This window comes from Leuconostoc fallax, from assembly GCF_004354645.1.
Taxonomy (GTDB): Bacteria; Bacillota; Bacilli; order Lactobacillales; family Lactobacillaceae; genus Leuconostoc_B; species Leuconostoc_B fallax.
Map to the genome: position 1 here is coordinate 1 of NZ_PUFI01000002.1, position 22,253 is coordinate 22,253.

Consider the following 22,253-nt stretch of genomic DNA (forward strand, 5'->3'; position numbering starts at 1 on the left):
TTGTCAATCCACACTTGTTTATTATTAAGGTTTACCAAATACCAAGTTACTCCCTTAGCATCTTTATATTCTTTACTAGCTTTTACACGCTTACCATTGTATGCCTTTGTTGATGCAATACGCTTGGCTTTTTTATTGCCATATGGTGCGTTTAAGTAAATCCCATCATTACGTTTTGAACTGTTCACTTTAACATTGAGCGACACATTACGCGTGAAGGTTGGTGCAAATGCATGGCTGTCTACCCACAACTGCTTACTATCTACCTTAGTGAGATACCAAGTTACACCGTGAGTATCTTTACGTTGTAATGTCACTTGCACACGTTGCCCTGTATATGTCTTCGTTGAAGCATATCGTTTAGCACCTTGTGCACGATATGGTGCATTCAAGTACATACCATCATTACGACTATTGATATACAAGTTTTGGTTAACTTTCTTATCAATAACTGTTGCAAATGCTCGGCTATCTACCCAAAGTGTTTGATTGTTCACAGTCGCCAAATACCAGGTTACGCCATGACTATCTTTACGCTGCTTTGTAACTTGAACCAACTGACCGTTATATGTCTTAGTCGAAGCTGAACGCTTGGCACCTTGTGCACGATATGGTGCATTCAAATACATACCATCGTTACGTTGACTACTATCAATAAACATTTTTTGATTAATGCTTTTCTCAATAGTTGACGCAAATGCACGACTATCTACCCAAAGCTGTTTACCATTCAAAGTAATAAGGTTCCAAATAACACCCTTATTATCGTAATATTGTTGACTAACTGTTACGAGCTTTTCATTATAGAAGCGACTTGATGTTTCTCGCTTATAACCCTTCTGACCATACGGTGCATTCAAGTACATACCATCATTGCGTGTGGCACTATTAATCAACAAATTAATATTTGTCTTATGACTGAAATTAGTACCGACAGCTCGACTGTCTACCCAAACTTGCTTACCATCAAGGCCAACCAAGTACCAAGTTACCTTACGACTACCTGACCCTGTTGTATATTGACCAACAACTTCCAATAACTGTCCTTGGTGTGTTCGTGTAGAAGCAACCCACTTTGACTCAGTTTGCTTATATGGTGCACTAAGATAGAAGCCATCATACTTACCTTGACGCATACCGAATTGAACAAAATGCTTAGTTGGCTTTTGTGATGTAAAGTTAACCGTTACGAGTGCATTACTATCAACCCACCAAGTCTTATTCTCAAAGTTGATCAAATTCCAAACAACACCCTGACTATCTGTGTACTGGCGGCTGACTTGTACTTTCTGGTGGTTATACTCTGACGTATTGCCTACTAATGATGCCGACACAGTTTGGTTATTCTGGTCCTTCACACTAGTACCCAAAGGCGCATCTTTATAAATACCATCTTGACGTATAGCACTTGAAATATATGCTGTGTAATCCGTACGAACACCTATTGTATTAACAGCATCACGCTCAATGGCAATATAGTCATTTGTTGTCCAATTACTTTGCCAACTTTTATTAGCAAAATCAGAATCATTATTTCCGGTATTCGCATCGAAATAATATAACTTATTATCAGTGTCTTTGGCATATACACCCTTTAACTGAACACCGTTAGCAGCAAAGTATTGTAAATTATTATCAATCCAAACCAAGCCACGTGACATCGTACCATCCGAGTTGACATGATAAGTGTTATTTGCCTTATCAAAGATATACTGGTTTGTTACCATTTTACCTAATTTATCAAAGTAATAAGTATTCCCACTATCATCTTGACCAAATCCATCTCTCAACTCAACACCGTTTGGCATGAAGTAGTAAGTACCATTCTTTGTATCAGTATTAGTACTGATAACTGTCAATGGGCTCTTTCCATCTTGAGAACGTGCCATGTATCCCTTGTCATCAAAATAATACCAATTACCGTTACCATCTTCAATAAATGTATCTTTAGCTTGATAACCGCTAGTAGAATAATACTTAACACCTGTCGCATCACTCGTAAAGCCTGTATTAGATTCCTTATTCATTAATTGTAATGGTAAGAAAACTTCATCTGTTTTAGCAATGTTAAAGTATTGATTTGAAGCCCAATCTTTCAAAACATAATGTGCACCGCGACCTTGTAGGCTACTACCATTAAGATACTTAGCTGACCATTCCTTTATTTTGACAGATGGATCAATTGGTTCCCCAGTTGTTGCTTGGATTTCACTAAACAGTGTTGGATACAAACTTTGAAGAAGTGATAGATATTCTCCACCATATTGTGCTTGATATTTGCCACCACCCTTAGTCTTAGCAGCATACAAGACATCGTTCAGTTCAGAATCATTAACCGCATCCCCATTAACTGTACTTTTATTAACCGCAACAACTTCATAATCAGGGAAATTATACAGTTGATCAGGAACCCAATCAGCCATAACTTGAATGCCGGTATTATTGATTGTATTAATAGAATGCAACGCTTTAATGGCATCACGCAATTGTTGAACATTACCATATTTAGTTGGTGTATCAAAACCTAAATCATATCGATCAGTAAATGCATAACCATTATCAATCGTTGAATCAATAAAAGTACCATCTTGACTAGAACGATATTGCGGTGCTAACTGGAAACTCGTAACTCCCCAGCTCTTAAATAATTCCAAACTTTCTGGTTTTGCAATAATTGCATTAGTATATTCATCTGCAGGTGTACTATCTGTTGGTTTCTCTTGGAAATTAGAAAAGCCTTCATAAATCAGTTGCGAGTCCAAACTATCATTTGAGTGGAAACTAGAACCATCATTAGTAACAGTATCCGTACTTTGCGTACGAGCATCTTGATCTGAGGCAGCACCAACAGGAACCCATGCGCCGAGATAACCAGAAACTTGAACATTTTCAACACCATAAATCAAGTCATTACCAAGTATTAGCTGACCATCACTATTTGTACGTAATACCGGTGCACCAGTGTCAGTATTATATACTTTTAGTCCGTCTTTTGTCGTCAAAAGTAACGCTCTATAATCTTGATTGGCATGAGACTTACCCATATTCAAAATAACTTTTTCATTATTGGCTAAGTTCAAATTAGGGTTATTACTGATAACAACGCCGATACCTTCGTGAACACCTTCGGCATTTTTGTCAACGACTGTATTAGCATCATCGATACCTTTACCATATCGAACGCTTGTCAAAATGTCATCATGTCCATTCACAAACTCATCACCAGAATGTTGTGACTGTCCACCTGCTACATACTTAATTCTGGCTTTCATCAAAGCATCAATAGCTTCAAAGTATGGTGTTTTTTCAGCCATATACTTACCGTTATCAGTATATAGATCACCATAATACACACGAGGAATAGTATCTTTATTTGTTAATAGCAATGAATAGGCACTTGGCAAGTTGGAAAGTGTGTAAACTTTGTTGGACCCAAACTCGTCTTCATTATATTTCTTAAAAGCGGCGTCAACTTGTTCCTGAGTTGCCATGAAACCATTTGTCCCAGGATACATCATTGAAATAATGCTAGCAAGATTTTCTTGAACCTTACTATCATGTGCTCGAATAAAACTATAGTTAGGTGTTATAGTGCCATTATCTGCAGTATTCTTACGACTAACTAATGACCCATGATTCAAATAATCTAACATGGACTTTCGATTATTTGCAGAATTAGTCAAACTATCCACTAATGAAAATTGCTGATTAGCATCCATCGTTAGTTGATTATTACCCAATTGAGCGTTTTTATCTACTGAATCAAAATCCCAATTTTCCAGAATTGAAATATGTTGATTAGCGTTCTTATCACTTTGGTCAATCTGATATGCTTGCTTAAAGTAATCACCAGCTATCTTAAGTAGATCGGCATCCACATTTCCAACAGCATCAATACGAATACTATCAAAATTAGCATCCTTATCATTAGCAGTAATCGATCCGAAATTCATCAAGTAATATAGCCAGTTTAGCTGTTCAGCTTGCACAACAGGGTTTGAATTATCTACATCATTTGCAAGCAGTAATTCAAAACCTCCGGCGCTAGGGTTGCTACCATCCAAATTAGCTAACACACGATGGAATAAACGGTACTTAGAGTTTTGATCTGGTGTCGCATCATTATTCAAATATTTAACGAATCCTTTTGTTAACGACGTTGTACTCGTATCTGGATTTTCACTGTCAATATTCCAAGCAGGACGACTATTAACAAATTTCTCCATCTCTGATCGCAACCATGCCGTATTATTCGTTAGCGTAATCTTTCGTTCAATATTAGCTTGAACACCTATAGCTGCTTCGTTCAATGTGTTTTGTGAATCGTCGACAGTATAAACTTTAGGTTGGTCGTTTAGACCAACATTTTGCATATAGTTAAGGTAAGAAACCTGTGTCTCTTTATCCGGCCACCAAGTCATCAATAATGGACGCAAATCAGAATCAGATGATGCGGTCCATGTTTGGCCATCTTTCAAAATATCTGTAGGCCGATACCAAGTATCTGCTGTTAAGAAGCCATCAACATTTTCAAAACTCTTAGCATCATAAGACTTTGCAGCGTTATGTGGTGTGTTTTCGTTATTTTGTGATGTTAATCCTTGTTCAAACTGATACTCAATTGTTGTTTTACCAACACCCGTCTCAGCATCAAAATACATAAATTGCTTATTGAAAATACCGGCATAATTCTTTTTAAGATGCCCTTGCTCATCCAAATAATAGCTTTTACCATTAATTGATTGTAAACCAGTTAGCATTTTACCACTATCATCAAAGTAGTAAGTATTACCGGATGCATCATTACTAAAGGACTTTTTTACTTGATTACCTTGTGCATCATAACCTTGTAGTTGTCCATTAACTTTTTGAGTATTAGCTACTGCATTACCACTGTTAGGATCGAGATAAATGGTCTTGCCATTGGCTTCAACAAACTGTCCCTTGACTTGTAAACCATCGGTACCGAAATACTGTACATTACCATCAATATTTTGTAAGCCAGTTAATTGTTTACCATCTTTTGAGATATAAACAAAACCGTCACCCTTAGCCTCATAATGTCCACCAGTAACAACTTCTTGCTTTTCAGCTGTTACAGCCTTTTTATCTGCTACTTTTTTAGTAGTATTTTTAGACGTATCAGTTGATGTCTTTGTATCTGCGGCCTTATCAGTTGCTGTCTTGCCTGCAACGTCTGTACTTGCTGGCTTAACTGCTTCTTCTACCTTTTTATCAGTAGTAGCGTTTGTATCTGCGGCCTTATCAGTTGCTGTCTTGTCTGCAACATCTGTACTTGCTGGCTTAACTGCTTCTTCTACCTTTTTATCAGTAGTAGCGTTTGTATCTGTGGCCTTATCAGTTGCTGTCTTGTCTGCAACATCTGTACTTGCTGGCTTAACAGCATCTTCTACCTTTTTATCAGTAGTGGCGTTTGTATCTGTGGCCTTATCAGTTGCTGTTGTCGTCTTGGCTGTTTCAACCACGGCTTTAGTGTCTACAGTATTTGTATCTGCTGCAGACTTCGTGGTATCGTCTCCCACCTTAGAATTCGTGGCAACGACTGCGGTATCTTGTTGTACGTCAGCGTGCGCAACTGTTGTAACACTTGCCGTCCCCATTGCGGCGAACATTGTTGCGGCTACAACCCAACTTTTACCGGCTTTGTATAACTTCTTCCGTGTGATTGACTCTTGCTGTCTCATTAATCTCTCCCATTATGGATATGAAAAAATAAATTTTCAAACTTTTGGGCCATGTAAAACCCGTATTTTAATTAAACATTAAATATTCAACGTTGTACACAAAAAAATGGTAAATGTTATGCGAATTTAAATATTGTGACAACATAATGTAATTTATCAAAATGTCTTGACGTCCATGATCTAACCTAGTATAGTTATTGCTAATCTTAAGTTCACTTTGATGAAGAGAGAAAAGCAAATTAAAAATGTTGTAGAGAGCTTATGTTATTGGTGAAAATAAGTACTTTTTAACTTGTTATGGCAACTCTTGGAGAATTGTAATTAAGTCATGATATGAAGTTGCTTGACCCTTGAGTCAAGAAATAGGGTGGAACCGCGTTAATTGACGTCCCTATGTCAAATTACATTTGGCATGGGGATTTTTATATGCCCATGCAAAAGGGGTTTAATATGAACAACGAGAATTCTCGCGAACTATCGCGAAGTTTGAAGTCGCGCCACATTCAAATGATTGCCATTGGTGGTGCTATTGGAACAGGATTGTTCCTTGGATCTGGATCAGCTATTAAATCAGCAGGTCCATCATTAATTTTAGCGTATATGATTACCGGTGGTTTTGCCTATCTGATGATGCGTGCAGTTGGTGAATTATTACTTTCTAACACTAAAATGCGTTCATTCATTGATTTTATCCGTGTCTATCTCGGTGAAAAATGGGAATTCGCCATCGGTTGGGCTTACTGGTTATCATGGGCAAGTTTGGCCATGGCTGATTTAACTGCCACAGGAATTTACTTGCGTTACTGGTTCCCTTGGTTACCACAATGGGTTACACCACTCATTGTCATCCTTTTACTGGTTGCTATGAATCTAATGAATGTGCGCTGGTTTGGTGAATTAGAATCCGGTTTTGCATCAATTAAAATCATTGCCATTTTGGCCTTAATTATTGTTGGTGCCGGTATGATCACAACTGGCTTTCACACTGGTGATAACACCGCTTCTTTAACTAATTTAGTGAACCACGGTGGCTTCTTTGCAACAGGATGGCACGGTTTCCTATTTGCCTTTCCAATGGTCATTTTTGCGTTTACTGGTATCGAAATGGTTGGGTTAACTGCCGGAGAAACTGAAAATCCTGAAAAAGACTTGCCTAAAGCTATTAACTCAGTGCCAATGCGAATCGGTTTGTTCTATGTTGGATCAATGATTGTTATCATGTCAATTTATCCTTGGAATAATATTAACGCTGCACAATCTCCGTTCGTTCAGGTTTTCTCTGGTATGGGTATTAGCTTTGCTGCTACAATTGTTAACTTTGTTGTCTTGACGTCTGCTTTGTCAGCTGCCAACTCGGCTATTTTCTCAACAAGTCGTACCTTGTACGTCCTTGCCAAAAACAAGCAAGCGCCAGCTTTCTTCGGGAAAATTTCACGTCATCAAGTACCGGTGAATGGTTTAATCGTCTCTTCAGCTATCTTTCTAGCTATCGTCCTATTAAATTATTTCTATCCCTCACAGATTTTCACTTTGATTACCGGTGTGGCAACTATGAGCTTTATCTTCGTCTGGATTCTATTACTTGTGGCTCACTTGAAATACCGTCGAACACCTAACCGTAAAGAGCATGCGTTTAAAATGCCGTTTGCACCATACAGCAATTACCTAACCATTGCTTTCTTCGCTAGTGTACTTGTGATCCTCGCCTTCAACCCAGAAACCCGTATCTCAGTCATTGCGACAATCATTTTCTTCATGATGTTAGTTGGTGGCTATTCACTACTTAATTGGAATAAACGTAACTAAATAATGACATAAAAACACGACCCAACTTACGTTGGATCGTGTTTTTTATTTATGATACGGACTACCTTGTTGGATCATAAAGGCGCGATAAATCTGTTCAATTAAAACTAACCGCATTAATTGATGTGGCAAAGTTAATAAACCAAAACTCATCTTAAAATTAGCGCGTTGTTTAATTTCTGGCGTTAAACCTAATGAACCACCAATGATAAACGTAATTGTCGAAAAGCCATCTAACGTAATGTTGGCCATCTTGTCCGCAAACTGTTCCGACGGCACTTGCTTTCCTTCAATTGCTAATGCAATGACATAGTCACGATCACCAATTTTACTTTGAATACGATCACCTTCTTTTAGCATAATTTGTTGGTTTTGTGCAGCACTAGCTTTTTCTGGTGTTTTTTCATCGGCTAATTCAATGATTTCAACATGTGCAAAACGTGATAGACGCTTTGCGTATTCAGCGATACCATCTTTCAAATACTTTTCTTTTAACTTACCCACAGTAATTAACTTAATATTCATTTTAAACCCTCATATATTTTAAATATTTATCAGTTCTCGCTAACTACTCGTTTCGATGTAGTGCATCTTGTTTTTAACAAGTTATCCACACGAACAAATTAATTTTAGATAACGAACAATCCTTATTATATCAGCATTTAATCTGTTCGTCTTATATGTTATCAACAGATAATCCGTTATTTATCAAAAAATGTGGAAAACTTTTTCAACTGTTTTATTTATTGATTTTATCAAAATATGTTGAATCTATTATGATTTATCCACAGTTATCCACATACTTATGAACATCTGTGGATAAGCACACATGTTCGGGTTTATAATCACTGAATTGTTTCTATTTTTCGTTCAGTTTTTGACATCATTTTTCCAAATATTAGATTTAAAATCACTTACTATTTGGTTTTTTACGAACAAATAATTTTATTAACAAAATAAAATACCTCTTTGCTTAACATCCCCTGATTTTAGCCGTAAATTTGTTCGATTTTAATATTTCTTAATAAATAAAGGTACTTTTCAACATTTTATCAAAAGTTTTCCAAAAAATATTAAAAGTTATTATAACTTTTCAACATTTTATTGTATTTATCCACAATTTTGATGTTTCTTAAGCAAAATAAAAAAAGGCTGAGTTCACAGCCCTTTTATTTTAACTTGCTAATTTTTGCGTTAACTTAACATTAACAGTCTTCTTGTCCGAACCATGATAATAAGTCACCTTAATCGTATCACCTAACTTATGCTTATAAAGTTCTTCACGTAACTCACCTTGACCACTAATTGACTGACCATCAATACCGGTAATAACGTCGTATTTCTGTAATCCAGCTTTTTGCGCAGGACCATTCGCTGTTACACTCATAATCACTACGCCACCCGTTACAGTATCAGGTATCTTCAATGTATTCTTCTGTACATCAGCAGGTACTTCAGATAGATTAACAAGGCCAATACCGATGGCAGGTCGAATAACACTACCATCCTTAACTAACTTATTAATAATGTCAACGACTTGATTAGACGGAATAGCAAATCCCATCCCCTCAACATTTGTTCCAGAAGATGACGATGATAATTTCATCGAATTAATCCCGACAACCTGACCGGCCAAGTTGATTAATGGACCGCCCGAATTTCCAGGATTAATCGCTGCATCAGTTTGAATAACAGTAGAACCGCCATAACTCTGACCATTCTCAGACTGCTCTTCAACTAATCGTTTCGTTGCGGACACAATCCCTTGTGTCACTGATGATGCATACTCCGAACCTAACGGTGAACCAATTGCAAGAACGGTCTGTCCCACATTTAATTTATCCGAATCAGCAAAACTCGCTACTGTACTAATATTCGCTGCATCAATTTTTAAAACGGCTAAATCAGTCATTGCATCATGACCAACGAGGGTTGCGTCTAGCTTTTTACCGTTATGTAATAGGACCTGAATCTTACTAGCACCATCAATAACATGGTTATTCGTTGCAATATAAGCTTGACCATTCGCCTGCTTATAAATGACGCCAGAACCTTCTGATGCGGTAGATAGCTGTCCTGTACTACTTGTGCCCGAACGTTGATAATTCAAAACAGATACAACAGCATTGGCAATTTTATTGTATGCTGTGGTGGCGTTATTTTTACTTGTTGAAATCTTCTTTGTTTCTTTAGATGACGTTACCGTTGCTTGATTACTTTGATTGGCTTGCAATTGATTATAGCCGTACTGGCCACCTAAAGTTAACACACCGCCAATGACACCAGCTATGATGCCCGTTCCAATAATTTTTGTTAACGCTTCCTTTTTCATATCAACCCTCATTTCTCACAATAATTACATACAGGATAACATATGGGATTAAAATAACTTTAAATTAACCTAGCTTGTTAGATTTTCACCAGTAAAAGCATTGATTTTAACTAACTGCTGCTTACCATTAGAATGTGTCACAACAAATATCCAAACCGGCAAATAAATGTCATAACCATTAACTGTTAATTGCGTATCATAGCCCAAAAGACCACGGCCAACAACATCCCCACTATTGAGTTCATTAAACTGATACAAATCGATTAAAGCATCTTTTTCGGTAATCGTCACACGTTCATCACGTAGCCGTTTAATATGCGTGACTTTAGTTTGTGTAAAACGAGTCAGTTCTTGTTTCCTATTATACGAGAAAATCAGCTGTCCGCCAACACTTAACACTGGTAAGCCAGCCATAGTTTGTGAGTAATAAGATTGGTCATCAGCCAATTGTGTCAATAAGGCATTATGTTGATAGCCTTGTGCATTGGCAATTTTTTTTGCCACTTTCTGTGTAGGTAATTGTATATTGTGGCGCTGACTAAATTGCACTTCCAATGTATTTTGTCTAATTTTACTAGAATAGGTCGGCAACAATTGATACGTTTCATCAAATTGGTAATCTGGCTTAGCTGCAATGTAGTTCGCATATTCTCTTTTGTTACTAAATTGTGGTAAGTCAATTTTCTGACGACGCATTTCTTGGATCACGTTGCTTGATGCGTTGGTCACTTGCGTATCACTTTGTCGCCCGCTACGCCACCAGTTAAACAGGAACAAATCAACCGCAATAAACAATATAATCATCAAAACTTGAATTCGTTTAAATTGCATTGTTCCTCCTGACTTGTGGGCTATGACTTAGCATGTTCTTTTAAAAATTGTTCTAGACTCATCCATTGATTATGGGTTTCGATCATCCAAGTCGGCTTCATGTCAACCGCAGCATTCGAATTATTATTGGATACCCACTGATAACCAGGCGTAATAGACTGATAATCATTGGCGCTAATTTTAGCATCTTCAAGCTCTTTAAGCACTGTTGCAGTATCTGCCAATGTGACATCCGCACCATCATTAGGTACCGGAATACCGAGTTCATTTAATGAATACGTACTTGTGACACGTCCCTTATTATCGAAGGAAATCGTAATTGCACCACTCGGGGACTGATAATAAACAGGAATGCCTTCTACAATCGTACGGAAAGTCAACTTTTTCCCATCATCAAAATTCTCGTAGAATCGTGTATCAGAAAAATTAATTTTTAGTAAATTCAACTGTGCGAAAGCAATCGCCATACGTTCATTATATTTAGTCACAGTATTACGCGTTTTGTCTGAATCCCGATAACGTACAGTGTTGGCATTGCCATCGTAGACCAAGCTTTGACCAGTGATTTTGTTCACGTATGTGCGTTGCTGATTCTTTGTTGTAATGTCAATTTGGTTTAAAGTACCCAGAAGCGCGGAAACATAAATAGATGGATCACGTCGATTAATCAAATAAGAATAAGTCGGCAAATGAATTTTATCTTGATAAAAGACGCTAATTTTTTGATTAATATTGCCAAAAGTTACCCGCGTTTTTTCTGTTGATTTAACCAACTGCTCTCGTGTTTGGACGGCATTCACATGACTCACTTTGACAGTCGTAATACTGTGAGTTCGTGTATTAATAAAGTATCCAGAACCAGAACTGCCTAATGACAAAACAAAATAATCAAAACTAAAATTTTTCTTAGCTGAAATATCTTGATTATAGTAAGAATTAAAGTATTGCATTGGTATCACATCAGAATAACGGAAAATTTGTGTGTTGGACTGCTTTAACAGTGTCAACATTTCTTGATTACTCGCTTTTTTGGTTCCCACATCCGAAAATTCAAGTTTATTCAGTAAATGATAAATACTGCGTAATTGCCGTGTTTGCGGATGTTGAATGAGATACTGTTTGGCATGTTCATCACTATAAATATATTGCGTTGGTCTAAAAATATCTAATGTTTGGGTAATTGGCGCATCGGGCGTAGTATTTTCCTTCTTTTCAGAATTCATAAAAATCATACCCGTTAATGCAAAACTGCCAAGTAAAAGTACCGATAAAGTGACACCTAAAACCCAAGCTTGTAGTCTTGCATTTTGATTATGCATCCCAATCTTCCCCCTCGATTAAGTCATCCTCAACATAGGCAAGCGAAATATAGAAAGTTGAGCCCCTGTTTTCCACAGAATCTACCCAAATACGACCTTTAAACTTTTCCACAACTTCCTTGGAAATAGCCAATCCTAGTCCCGTACCACCTTGCGCACGTGACCGTGATTTATCAACTCGGAAGAAACGATTAAAGATATTGTCCAAATCCTTACGTGGAATACCTAATCCCTCATCGCTAATACTTAAAATAGCACGCGTCTTGGTTTTGATCAGTCTTGCTGTAATCGTGCCACCATCAGGAGAGTATTTAACCGCATTATTCATAATGTTGTCTAAAACTTGGGTAAATTTATCTGGATCAACTTCCACCCAAACATCTTGTTTTGTAAATTCACGTTGAATTTTATACTGTTTATTGCCGTTATCTTTTTTGGCATCATTTTCCAAAATCATATCAAAGCGATCCAATACAAAATTGAATAAACTATTCAGGTTAACAATCTCTAACTTCACTTCCATAGTGCCTTGATCCAAACGAGAAAGCTCTAGTAAGTCGTTAATCATCCGGATCATGCGCTGTGTTTCATCTTGAACCACACCCAAAAAGTTATGTGACATTTCAGGGTCGTCAATCGCGCCATCAGCTAAAGCATCGACATATGAACGCACTGATGTTAATGGTGTCCGTAGTTCATGTGATACGTTAGAGACAAACATTCTTCTTTCCGAGTCGATACGTTGTTGCTCAGTAATATCATGCAAAACAACCACTAGACCAGAAATAAAACCAGATTGTCGTTTAATCAATGAAACATAAGCTTGCACCAACAAGTCATGACTATCATCCGATAAATCAATGAGAAAATCGTCTAAATTCTCCAGCATGTCTCGTAATTTACGCTTACCTTGTAAATGTAATAGATCAATAACATTGGAACCCAATGCTTCCTCCGGAGTTTTACCCACAAAATTAGCTGCAGCTTGGTTAATAATTGTGATTTCTCCACGACGATTTGCTGCCAAAACACCATCTGCCATATGTGTCAAAACAGAATCAAGCCGATTACGTTCCGAGTTAACGGCTTCCGTGGATTCTTCCACTCTTGTTGATAACTCATTCACAGATATGGCCAACTGACTCAACTCATCAACGCCATAAATATGGTTCACCATTGAATAGTCACCTTGAGCAATACGTGTTGTTTGCTCATTAATTTTTTCAATGGGACGTGTTAAAGTTCGTGCCAAAAATAGCGCTAAGGTAATACTAACAAATAGCGCTAAAGCACCGGCAATCACAAAAAGACGCATCACATTGTTAATATTACGATAGACTTTTGCCAAACTAGCTTTGATCACCACAACACCAATAGCATCGTTCGTTCGGCCAGAATTGACAGTTAAAGGCATGGTTAAGATTTGCTTACGCACACCACTTTCATTGACCATTTGTGACTTTAGATAGGACTGGTCATCAGATAACGCTTTTTGTGCATTAATATCTGTTGTTTTTTGGCCAATTGTTTGTTGACCTGAGACAGATATTGTACCTCTAATAACGCCTGTATTATCAATGACTTGAATTTCTTCAATGTCAGTATTATTTAATCCAGATAGAATATCTTGAATTCTATGATTCGCATCATTGGTATTCGATTTTTGCAATGCCCCATTCAACTGATCCGTCACGTATTTTTGTAACTTGATCTGTTGCTGGAATGTTTGTAAATTCTGCCGTTCCATTTGGCGTACAAAAAAGGCACCCAAAAGTTCGAGCGCCACAATCATCAGTAGCACAAATACAAGCGCAATGCGAAAACGAATAGATTGAAAAAATTTAGTTACATTTTTCACTATTGCATGTCTCCTACTGATTTTTAAAAGAATCGTTATTTGTTAAACGTTTGTCATATATTATCACACATCGTTTATTAAAGACAACTTACTCTTCAGTTGGTCGTAGATAATAACCAACACCTCGACGAGTAGCTAACCAATTTGGATGGCTAGGATTATCTTCAATTTTCTCACGCAAACGACGCACGGTCACATCAACTGTACGGACATCACCGAAATAGTCATAACCCCATACTTGTTGTAATAAATGTTCACGTGTCATGACTTGGCCAATATGTTGTGCTAAATAGTACAATAATTCAAATTCTCGATGCGTCAATTCAATGTCCACACCGTTTTTTGAAACCATATAAGCTTGCGGATGAATCGTTAAGTCCCCTAACTCAATATCCTCAGTGCTATCTACCACTGCATCTGTATTTTGCACGGTTACCTTTTGGCGACGTAAGTTTGCTTTAACACGTGCAACTAATTCCCGATTTGAAAAAGGTTTTGTGACATAATCATCAGCACCCATCTCTAAACCAAGTACCTTATCAATCTCACTATCCTTAGCGGTCACCATAATAACTGGGGTATCATCATTTGATCTAATTTGTCTGAGGACCTCAATACCATCAACTTCTGGTAACATTTGATCCAATAATACCAAATCAGGTGATTCATCGCTATATAAGCTCAATGCCTCTTTACCGTCTGCAGCAGTAATGACATCATAGCCTTCCTTAGTAAGGTTAAATTTAATTATATCTGAAATCGGTTTTTCATCATCGACAACCAAAATTTTACTCATGGCCGTACTCCTTTTTAAAAACGCTTATGCATTATAGTATTACTAATTTAGTATATCATTTTTAAAGACTATGTCATAATTGATCATCTTTGTATACTAAAAAGCAGCCCTTGGCTGCTTTAAAACAGGATATTAGCTTAGTTATCAAGTCTGTGAAAACGCGTCACGAATAATGAACTAATCGCCTCATTATTGCTGACACGACGAATTGCTTCACCAATTAACTCAGCAACTGTTACAATCTCCAACTTATCGAAATATTTATCCTTTGGTAATTGGATTGAATCCGTTAAAATGACCTTAGTAAATGGTGAGTTTTGTAGACGCTCAACGGCTGGTCCAGACAAAACAGCGTGTGAAGCCACAACATAAACTTCCTTGGCGCCATGCTTCATGACGAGTTCGGCACCTTGTGTAATTGTACCGGCAGTGTCAATCATATCATCAACCATGATGGCGATTTTACCATCAACATCACCAACAATACTACCAATTTCAGCCACATTTGGCTTAGGGCGACGCTTATCGATCACAGCCACTGGTGCTTCTAATTCGAGTAAGTTATTCAAATTACGGGCACGCGTCATGCCACCATGATCAGGTGATACAACCACGGCGTTTTCTTTGTCCGCAATACCTGATTCAATTAAATAATCTGCTAATAATGGAGCACCCTGAAGATGATCCATTGGGATATCAAAGAATCCTTGAATTTGAGCAGCATGTAAATCCAAAGCCAAAACACGTGTTGCACCCGCACGTTCTAACATGTTTGCAACAAGTTTTGCCGTAATGGGTTCGCGTGATCGTGCTTTACGATCTTGACGCGCATACCCATAATAAGGCAAGACAACATTAATTTGATTGGCACTCGCACGACGAAGTGCATCAATCATAATTAACAATTCCATCAAATTATCATTAACCGGCGCTGAGGTTGATTGTATCACGAAGACATTGTCTCCTCGAATACTCTCTTCAATGTTAATTTGTACTTCACCATCGCTAAATCGCTTAACTGAAATTTTACTTAGCGGAACACCAACAACGTTCGCAATTTTTTGCGCAAGTGGTTCGTTTGAACTCAATGAAAACAGTTTCAATTTAGGTTCTGTCATGTCTGGCTCCAAATAATTTTTTACGATATATTCTAAATCACACTACTTCTATTTTAGCAAAAAAATCCGACTAAGCCTATAGCTTAATCGAATCTCAATCATGATCGTGGTTAATTTTAAGACATTAGTTGATTCAACACTTTTAGTGCATCGTCATAATCCGGTTCATCTGCAACCTCTGGTACGATTTGTGCATATTGTACAGTGCCTGATGCATCAACAATATAAAGAGCACGCGTATCAAAGCCTAGTGCAGGTACATACAGATTCATGGCATAGCCAAATGACTCTTGTTCGTCAGATAGCATCTTCAAGTTGTTAATACCTTCAGCCGCACACCAATCTTTTTGTTCGGCTGGTGTATTGGTTGATATCGTCAAAAATTGAATATTTGGGTACTGGTCAACGGTTTTATTAAAGTGACGTGTTTGTAATGTACAAGTCCCCGTATTTAAATCTGGTACAACAGAAATCAACGTTAATTGACCAATTAAATCAGCGGTTTTAACTTTATTACCACTGTCATCTTCTAACTTAAAATGTGGTAGTGTTTCGCCAACTGCTACTGGTGTTCCTTCTAATTCAACGATTTTACCTTCTACTGTAACGTTCATAGTTGCACCTCCAATGCATACTGTTCAATTACTCGCGCGACACCTGAGCGATTATTCGTATCTGTTTGACAATTAGCCACTGCCTTAATTTTATCAATTGCGTTGCCCATTGCAACACCAATACCAGCTCGTTCAATCATAGAATAATCATTTTCCTGATCGCCGATGGCCATTGTTTCGGAAATATCAATGCCTAACACCTCGACTAACGCTGCTAAAGCATTACCCTTAGAGGCTTTGGCATCAATAAATTCCAAATTATTGGCAGTTGAACGAATAACATTAACATGATTTGCGATTTCTGCTGGAATGGCTGCTTGAACGGCATCCAATTCATCACTCTCAGCATTGGCAATAGCCTTAATGAAGTCGATTTCATTTAGCTGTGCATCTTGGTCAAGTACATATAGTGGTAAATTAACTAAACTATTTTCAAAACTTGCCCAGCGATGAATTGTATGATGTGTTGTATACGCAGCATCTCGTGTTTCAACTTGAACATATGTTGATTGTTCACGCATAAATTGATTAATTTTATGAAATTCTTTGACATCTAACGGCAGGCTAAATAATGTTTTTCGCCCATCTGCTGTTTGAACCATACCGCCATTATAAGTAATCACATACTGGTCCGAACCATAAATGCCAAGTTCATCTAAAATATCTCGAACACCAGGTAAGGGTCTTCCAGTTGTAATCACAATTTTAATACCTTGTGCTAGCGCTGTTTGAATGGCTTGTTTAACATCAGTCGTAATTTGACGGTCATCATTAAGCAATGTGCCATCAATATCAATTGAAATAACTTTTACTGCGGCCATAATTAGTATCCTTATTTTTAGTTAATAAATTACTTCCATTATACGTTACTCACGTGATTTCACAATACTATTTATCAATCAAGCCTGTTCATCATGAACTATCTTGTCAAAAGATTGCATGGCTTGTTGGATGATATCAAAATGCTGACCAACGTCTTGAACTTGATGTGCATCAGATCCATAAACCAGCGTAATGCCCATCTCATGTGCAGCTTTTGCGATATCCAAGCTAGGGTATGGCTCCCCATTGTATGGTTTGCTGATACCAGCCGCATTAAAATCAAGTTGATAATGGCGATTATGCAACATTTCCAAAATATCACGAATAGTGCTATAAATTTTATGATCAAAATCCGGTAAATCAAAATACTTTTGATACTTTCTAATCAGTGTCATATGGCCAATTCTAATATTAATATTTTGGGGTAACCCTGTAATAAATTCTACACTTTGGGCTAACGTTGCATAATAACGTTGGAAAAGTTCTTGTGGATTTGCTAACTCTAGCTTAAAACCTTCGGCTAATAACTCTGGTGAATAATCAATACCATATAATTGACCAGCACGATTTTTCATAAAATGAACGGACAGCACAATTTCATCAATCCAATCACTATTATCACGTAAAAATGCTCGAATTTGTGGTTCATAATCAGCAATATAATCAATTTCAAAGCCTTGCTTGATATTGATTTTTGCTGCATATTTTTTCTTCAAGCGGGTCACTTCAGCCTGATAGTCATTAAGCTCTTCCCAATGCATCGCACTATCATCTATAGGACCAATCGAATTTTTTAAAAAATCAAGAGGCAACGGCGCATGTTCACTCACTGTATACTCATCAAATCCTAAAGCAATTGCACGTTCTATATATTCTTCTAGTGATTGATTCGAGCCATGATGCGACCATTTTGTATGGGTATGGCCATCTTTTTTTAGCATAATCATTACCTCTTATGATATTAATAGTTTTATTCTATCGTTTGCACGTATAAAAGCAAACTAAAATATCACATTTTTTCAAAATAAAAAGTTAGCTCTTGGTTTTAACCAAAAACTAACTTTTATAAGTTATCCGAAATCATTTAAGTGTTCGAATGCTTCAAAGTAATAAGATTACTTCAAAGGACTCCATTCCCACTTAGTGAATTCTTCAATATCGCGACCTTCGTTACGAGTAACATCAAAGTGCTTTGCCAAAGTCTTATCCATTTGTTCGATGAACAAATCAGCCTTAGCTTGATCAACAACACCATTTGCTGACAATACCTCAACGGCTTGCTTAGCTTGGTGGAAACGATCTAGTTCTGAGTATACACGCATGTCGTAAGTTGTTGTGATGTCACCATCTTCACGGTAACCGTGTGGGTAAACATCGCCGCGGAACTTACGCTCGAAGAAGAAACTTTCGACTAAGTCTTCGAAACCGTGGAAACCAAAGATAACTGGTGTGTCAGGTTGGAAGAACTTGTCAAATTCAGCATCTGTCAATTCACGTTCGTCGTTCATCTTAGGTGTTGACTTCTTTTGCAAACGAAGTAATTCAACAATGTTCACATAACGGAACTTAACATCTGGGAATGCTTGGTTAACTAACCACAAACCAGCCAAAGTTTCGATAGTTGGTTCTGTACCAGCCGATGCAAATGTAATATCTACATCGCCTTCAGGTGCAGTAGAAGCCCAATCAATGATCTTCAAACCTTCGTTAGCCAATTCTTCAGCTTCTTCAACTGTAAACCATTGTTGACGTGGTTGCTTAGAAGCAACTAACAAGTTAACCTTGTGACGTTCTGAGAAAGCACGTTCTTGAACGGCTAACAATGAGTTTCCATCAGCAGGCAAATATTCACGAACGAAGTTACTCTTCTTTTCAGCCAAGTGTGTCAATAGACCTGGATCTTGGTGAGTATAACCGTTGTGATCTTGTTGGAAAGCAGTTGAAGTTGCAATCAAGTTCAATGATGGGTAATCATGACGCCATGATTGTTCTGATGCATGACGCAACCACTTGAAGTGCTGAGTAATCATTGAATCCACAACGCGCAAGAATGATTCGTATGAAGCGAAGATTCCAACACGACCTGTCAAAGTATAACCTTCAAGCCAACCTTCAGCTTGGTGCTCTGACAACTGTGAATCAATAATACGACCTTCTGGTGAAACAAGTTGGTCATTAGGTTCCTTAACTTCTTCCATCCATTGACGAGGTGTTACCTTGAACAAGCCCCACAAACGGTTTGACATTGTTTCATCAGGACCGAAGAAACGGAAACGTGTTGGGTTCAATTCTGAAACGGCACCCAAGTAGTTAGACAATGTTGCCATGTCCATGTTTTGCTTGTTATCTGCAAATTCCTTACCACGTGTATCATCGTTGATATCGTTAGCAAAGTCCTTCCAGTTAGGCAACTTCAAGTCTGAACGGTCCAAGCCACCATTTGTGATAGGGTTAGCTGACATACGCTTGTCACCCTTAGGTGCAATCGCCTTCAACTCATCCTTCAAAGAACCATCAGCATTGAATAATTCTTCTGGCTTGTATGAATTCATCCATTCTTCAAACTTTGGCAATGTAGAAAGATCACCTTGTTCCAAAGGCAATGGCACTTGGTGCGCACGGAATGAATTTTCGATAGGATTACCATCAGCGTCGTGAGTAGGTCCACCCCAACCCTTTGGCAAACGTGCGATAATTACAGGCCATGCAGCAATTGTACCGTCTTGGTACTTACCATTTTCACGTGCATCCTTTTGGATAGCTTGAATATCTTCAATAGCTTGATCCAAAACCTTAGCAGCAAGTTCGTGGTAAGCTGCGTAATCATGGATATCATCGTTTTCGATGAAGCGAGGTGAGTAACCCAAACCTTCAAAGAACTTTGTAATTTCTTCATCACTCATGCGTGAGAAGATTGTTGGGTTTGAAATCTTAAATCCGTTCAAATCCAAGATAGGCAATACGGCACCATCGTTCTTAGGGTTCAAGAACTTGTTTGAATGCCATGAGGCCATTGATGGACCTGTTTCAGATTCACCATCACCAACAACTGCAAAGGCAATTTGATCAGGATTATCAAATACTGCACCGAAAGCGTGGCTCAATGAATAACCCAATTCACCACCTTCGTGCAATGAACCTGGTGTTTGAGCAGTCATGTGTGAACCAATTCCGCCTGGGAATGAGAAACGCTTGAACAAACGGCTCATACCTTCAACGTCCTGAGTAATTTCAGGATAATCATCAGTATATTCACCATCCAAGTATGCGTTTGTAACCATGACTTGACCACCGTGACCAGGGCCACCGATGTAGAACATGTTAACATCATACTTGTTGATCAAACGGTTTGCATGTGCATACAAGAATGTTTGACCTGAGATTGTACCCCAGTGACCAATAGGCTTAACTTTAACATCTTCAGCCTTAATAGGTGTGTTAGTAACTGAGAACAATGGGTTGCTCTTCAAGAAGATCATCCCAGCTGACAAATAGTTTGTTGCACGCCACCACTTATCAACGAGTTCCAAGTACTCTTTTGAATCGTAATCTACCATGAGATTAGTTACTCCTTTAATCTTTGCGAGAATCGTAAACCACGAATCGATTGCTCCGCTATTTACACTATTAATTATAACGCATTTTAGATAAGTGTTTCAACTTTTTAAATCATTGGTGCGACCCAATCGTTATAATGGCTAAAATTTACTCGCCATCCAAGCTTACAAAAGCGCTATAGTGTAAATACTGGTAATGAAGTCGCATAGTTGTATACTCTAATGGCGTCCCATCATCCATAAAAAAGATTCCCTCCATAATACCCACAGGTTCGGTTGGAGACAACTCTAACAATGTTTGATCTTCGTTGTTACTAGGTTCTGCCATAATCGTCATAAATGATTTAGTAACACTACGCTTTTTTGTGCGTTCAACATACTCATAAACTGATCCTGATACATCTTTTTGCGTTAAACTAGGTAATACACGAATCGGCACATACCCATTTTCAATCATGAAGGGTTTACCTGCTAATCGACGTAATCGCTTAATCCAATAAACAAAGTCATCTTCATTTAGAAACAGTGCCAATTGCTGTTCTTTCGTTGCAGGTAAGACCTGAAAATCTAACACTTCAATCGTAGGTGTTTCGCCATGAATACGAAATGAGTCGGTGACCCCAAGATTAGAGCCATTATATCTAAAAATATCTTGATTTTTCAGATATAATGGATTCACAAAAGTACCACTACCACGTTTCTTAAAAATAACACCCTGCTGTGCTAAGACATTCAGTGCTCTTTTAATTGATGAACGCGAGACATGATACTGTTCAGCTAATGTACGCTCATCCGGTAACTTCATACTGGGAAATTCACCACGATATATTTTTTGTTTTAAGTCGGCTTGCACCTTGATATAAATAGCTTCTAACATAACTGTAATAGTATAGCATACTGGTCAGACCAATTAATAGTCAGCAGTAATTAATTCTAATCGTGGTAAAATATTTATATTATGGCAAAGAAAAAAATAAAGAAAACATTACCTGAGCACATTATGGATGCCCATCAGGTTAATTATGAACATCTCGAATTAAATATTTTGGATAAAACTGATGAAGAAATTACACAATTACTTGATCATTTTCAAGTTAAAAAATCAGATATCTACAAAACACTAGCTGCTCACGGTGACAAAACAGGGCCGGTTGTTGCTGTTCTACCAATCACACAACATCTCTCAACTAAAAAATTGGCAAGCGCTTCTCATAATAAAAAAGTCAAAATGATTCCCATGAAAGAATTAGAGAAGACAACTGGTTATATTCACGGTGCCAACAATCCAGTAGGTATTTGGCAAAATAAAAAGTTCCCCATTTATTTTGATATGACCGCACAAAATGCTGACTACATTATTGTCAGTGCTGGTGAACTTGGTCAATCTGATAAAGTAAACCCACAACAAATGGCAACACTCGTGCAAGCCGACTTTGCTGACCTATTAGAGCACAACGATGATTAATATCAACGAATAAAAAAATGAGCTAAATTA

The 22,253-nt window shown here is 37.7% G+C and carries 15 protein-coding genes; 2 read left to right on the forward strand and 13 right to left on the reverse strand.

All coding sequences use genetic code 11. The features are described from left to right. Positions 1-5,705: glycoside hydrolase family 70 protein (locus C5L23_RS00015; protein WP_133264108.1), on the reverse strand; the 5,705-nt coding region annotated here is incomplete at its 3' end. A gap of 450 nt (positions 5,706-6,155) precedes the next feature. On the opposite strand from C5L23_RS00015, the gene C5L23_RS00020 reads away from it, so the two are divergent. Continuing rightward, positions 6,156-7,511 carry an amino acid permease gene (locus tag C5L23_RS00020; protein WP_029508572.1) on the forward strand — a complete coding sequence of 452 codons (1,356 nt, stop codon included), beginning with the start codon at positions 6,156-6,158 and terminating at the stop codon, positions 7,509-7,511. A gap of 45 nt (positions 7,512-7,556) precedes the next feature. Here C5L23_RS00020 and rlmH read toward each other — a convergent pair whose 3' ends face one another. The 12 genes from rlmH to C5L23_RS00080 form a co-directional block, all read right to left on the reverse strand. Then, complete coding sequence (rlmH, locus tag C5L23_RS00025) at positions 7,557-8,036, reverse strand: 23S rRNA (pseudouridine(1915)-N(3))-methyltransferase RlmH (protein ID WP_010006779.1); 480 nt, start codon at positions 8,034-8,036, stop codon at positions 7,557-7,559. Between the two features lie 649 nt (positions 8,037-8,685). Continuing rightward, positions 8,686-9,843 carry a S1C family serine protease gene (locus C5L23_RS00030; protein WP_010006780.1) on the reverse strand — a complete coding sequence of 386 codons (1,158 nt, stop codon included), beginning with the start codon at positions 9,841-9,843 and terminating at the stop codon, positions 8,686-8,688. 69 nt (positions 9,844-9,912) lie between these two features. Further along, the gene (gene yycI / locus C5L23_RS00035; RefSeq protein WP_133264109.1) at positions 9,913-10,674 is read right to left on the reverse strand and encodes a two-component system regulatory protein YycI; all 762 of its coding nucleotides are present in this window, start codon (positions 10,672-10,674) and stop codon (positions 9,913-9,915) included. A gap of 20 nt (positions 10,675-10,694) precedes the next feature. Then, entirely contained in the window at positions 10,695-11,993 is a 1,299-nt protein-coding gene (gene yycH, locus C5L23_RS00040) for a two-component system activity regulator YycH (RefSeq protein WP_010006783.1), read from the reverse strand. Next, positions 11,986-13,851: a cell wall metabolism sensor histidine kinase WalK gene (gene walK, locus C5L23_RS00045; protein ID WP_010006784.1), complete on the reverse strand. Its 1,866-nt coding sequence runs from the start codon at positions 13,849-13,851 to the stop codon at positions 11,986-11,988. Before walK ends, yycH begins: the two co-directional genes overlap by 8 nt. Positions 13,852-13,939: 88 nt before the next feature. Next, a complete protein-coding gene (yycF, locus tag C5L23_RS00050; protein WP_010006785.1) occupies positions 13,940-14,647 on the reverse strand; it encodes a response regulator YycF in 708 nt (235 codons plus the stop codon). Positions 14,648-14,784: 137 nt separating this feature from the next. Then, on the reverse strand, positions 14,785-15,765 hold the full coding sequence (locus C5L23_RS00055) for a ribose-phosphate diphosphokinase (RefSeq protein WP_010006786.1): 981 nt from the start codon (positions 15,763-15,765) through the stop codon (positions 14,785-14,787). Between the two features lie 116 nt (positions 15,766-15,881). Further along, positions 15,882-16,379, reverse strand: coding sequence for a thiol peroxidase (gene tpx, locus C5L23_RS00060; protein ID WP_010006788.1), 498 nt, complete (start codon positions 16,377-16,379; stop codon positions 15,882-15,884). After that, entirely contained in the window at positions 16,376-17,200 is an 825-nt protein-coding gene (locus C5L23_RS00065) for a Cof-type HAD-IIB family hydrolase (protein ID WP_010006791.1), read from the reverse strand. Before C5L23_RS00065 ends, tpx begins: the two co-directional genes overlap by 4 nt. 78 nt (positions 17,201-17,278) lie before the next feature. Beyond that, on the reverse strand, positions 17,279-18,142 hold the full coding sequence (gene hisJ, locus C5L23_RS00070) for a histidinol-phosphatase HisJ (RefSeq protein WP_133264110.1): 864 nt from the start codon (positions 18,140-18,142) through the stop codon (positions 17,279-17,281). Between the two features lie 174 nt (positions 18,143-18,316). After that, entirely contained in the window at positions 18,317-20,758 is a 2,442-nt protein-coding gene (locus tag C5L23_RS00075) for a phosphoketolase family protein (RefSeq protein WP_010006793.1), read from the reverse strand. Between the two features lie 148 nt (positions 20,759-20,906). Then, on the reverse strand, positions 20,907-21,635 hold the full coding sequence (locus tag C5L23_RS00080; RefSeq protein ID WP_010006794.1) for a GntR family transcriptional regulator: 729 nt from the start codon (positions 21,633-21,635) through the stop codon (positions 20,907-20,909). 81 nt (positions 21,636-21,716) lie between these two features. On the opposite strand from C5L23_RS00080, the gene C5L23_RS00085 reads away from it, so the two are divergent. Further along, a complete protein-coding gene (locus C5L23_RS00085; RefSeq protein ID WP_133264111.1) occupies positions 21,717-22,223 on the forward strand; it encodes an aminoacyl-tRNA deacylase in 507 nt (168 codons plus the stop codon). Positions 22,224-22,253 lie beyond the last annotated feature (30 nt).

Excerpts from the sequence above, each read along its gene's own strand:
- C5L23_RS00020 (WP_029508572.1), top strand. The coding sequence starts at position 6,156 with ATGAACAACGAGAATTCTCGCGAACTATCGCGAAGTTTGAAGTCGCGC.
- rlmH (WP_010006779.1), bottom strand. The coding sequence starts at position 8,036 with ATGAATATTAAGTTAATTACTGTGGGTAAGTTAAAAGAAAAGTATTTG.
- C5L23_RS00030 (WP_010006780.1), bottom strand. The coding sequence starts at position 9,843 with ATGAAAAAGGAAGCGTTAACAAAAATTATTGGAACGGGCATCATAGCT.
- yycI (WP_133264109.1), bottom strand. The coding sequence starts at position 10,674 with ATGCAATTTAAACGAATTCAAGTTTTGATGATTATATTGTTTATTGCG.
- yycH (WP_010006783.1), bottom strand. The coding sequence starts at position 11,993 with ATGCATAATCAAAATGCAAGACTACAAGCTTGGGTTTTAGGTGTCACT.
- yycF (WP_010006785.1), bottom strand. The coding sequence starts at position 14,647 with ATGAGTAAAATTTTGGTTGTCGATGATGAAAAACCGATTTCAGATATA.
- C5L23_RS00055 (WP_010006786.1), bottom strand. The coding sequence starts at position 15,765 with ATGACAGAACCTAAATTGAAACTGTTTTCATTGAGTTCAAACGAACCA.
- tpx (WP_010006788.1), bottom strand. The coding sequence starts at position 16,379 with ATGAACGTTACAGTAGAAGGTAAAATCGTTGAATTAGAAGGAACACCA.
- C5L23_RS00065 (WP_010006791.1), bottom strand. The coding sequence starts at position 17,200 with ATGGCCGCAGTAAAAGTTATTTCAATTGATATTGATGGCACATTGCTT.
- hisJ (WP_133264110.1), bottom strand. The coding sequence starts at position 18,142 with ATGCTAAAAAAAGATGGCCATACCCATACAAAATGGTCGCATCATGGC.
- C5L23_RS00075 (WP_010006793.1), bottom strand. The coding sequence starts at position 20,758 with ATGGTAGATTACGATTCAAAAGAGTACTTGGAACTCGTTGATAAGTGG.
- C5L23_RS00080 (WP_010006794.1), bottom strand. The coding sequence starts at position 21,635 with ATGTTAGAAGCTATTTATATCAAGGTGCAAGCCGACTTAAAACAAAAA.
- C5L23_RS00085 (WP_133264111.1), top strand. The coding sequence starts at position 21,717 with ATGGCAAAGAAAAAAATAAAGAAAACATTACCTGAGCACATTATGGAT.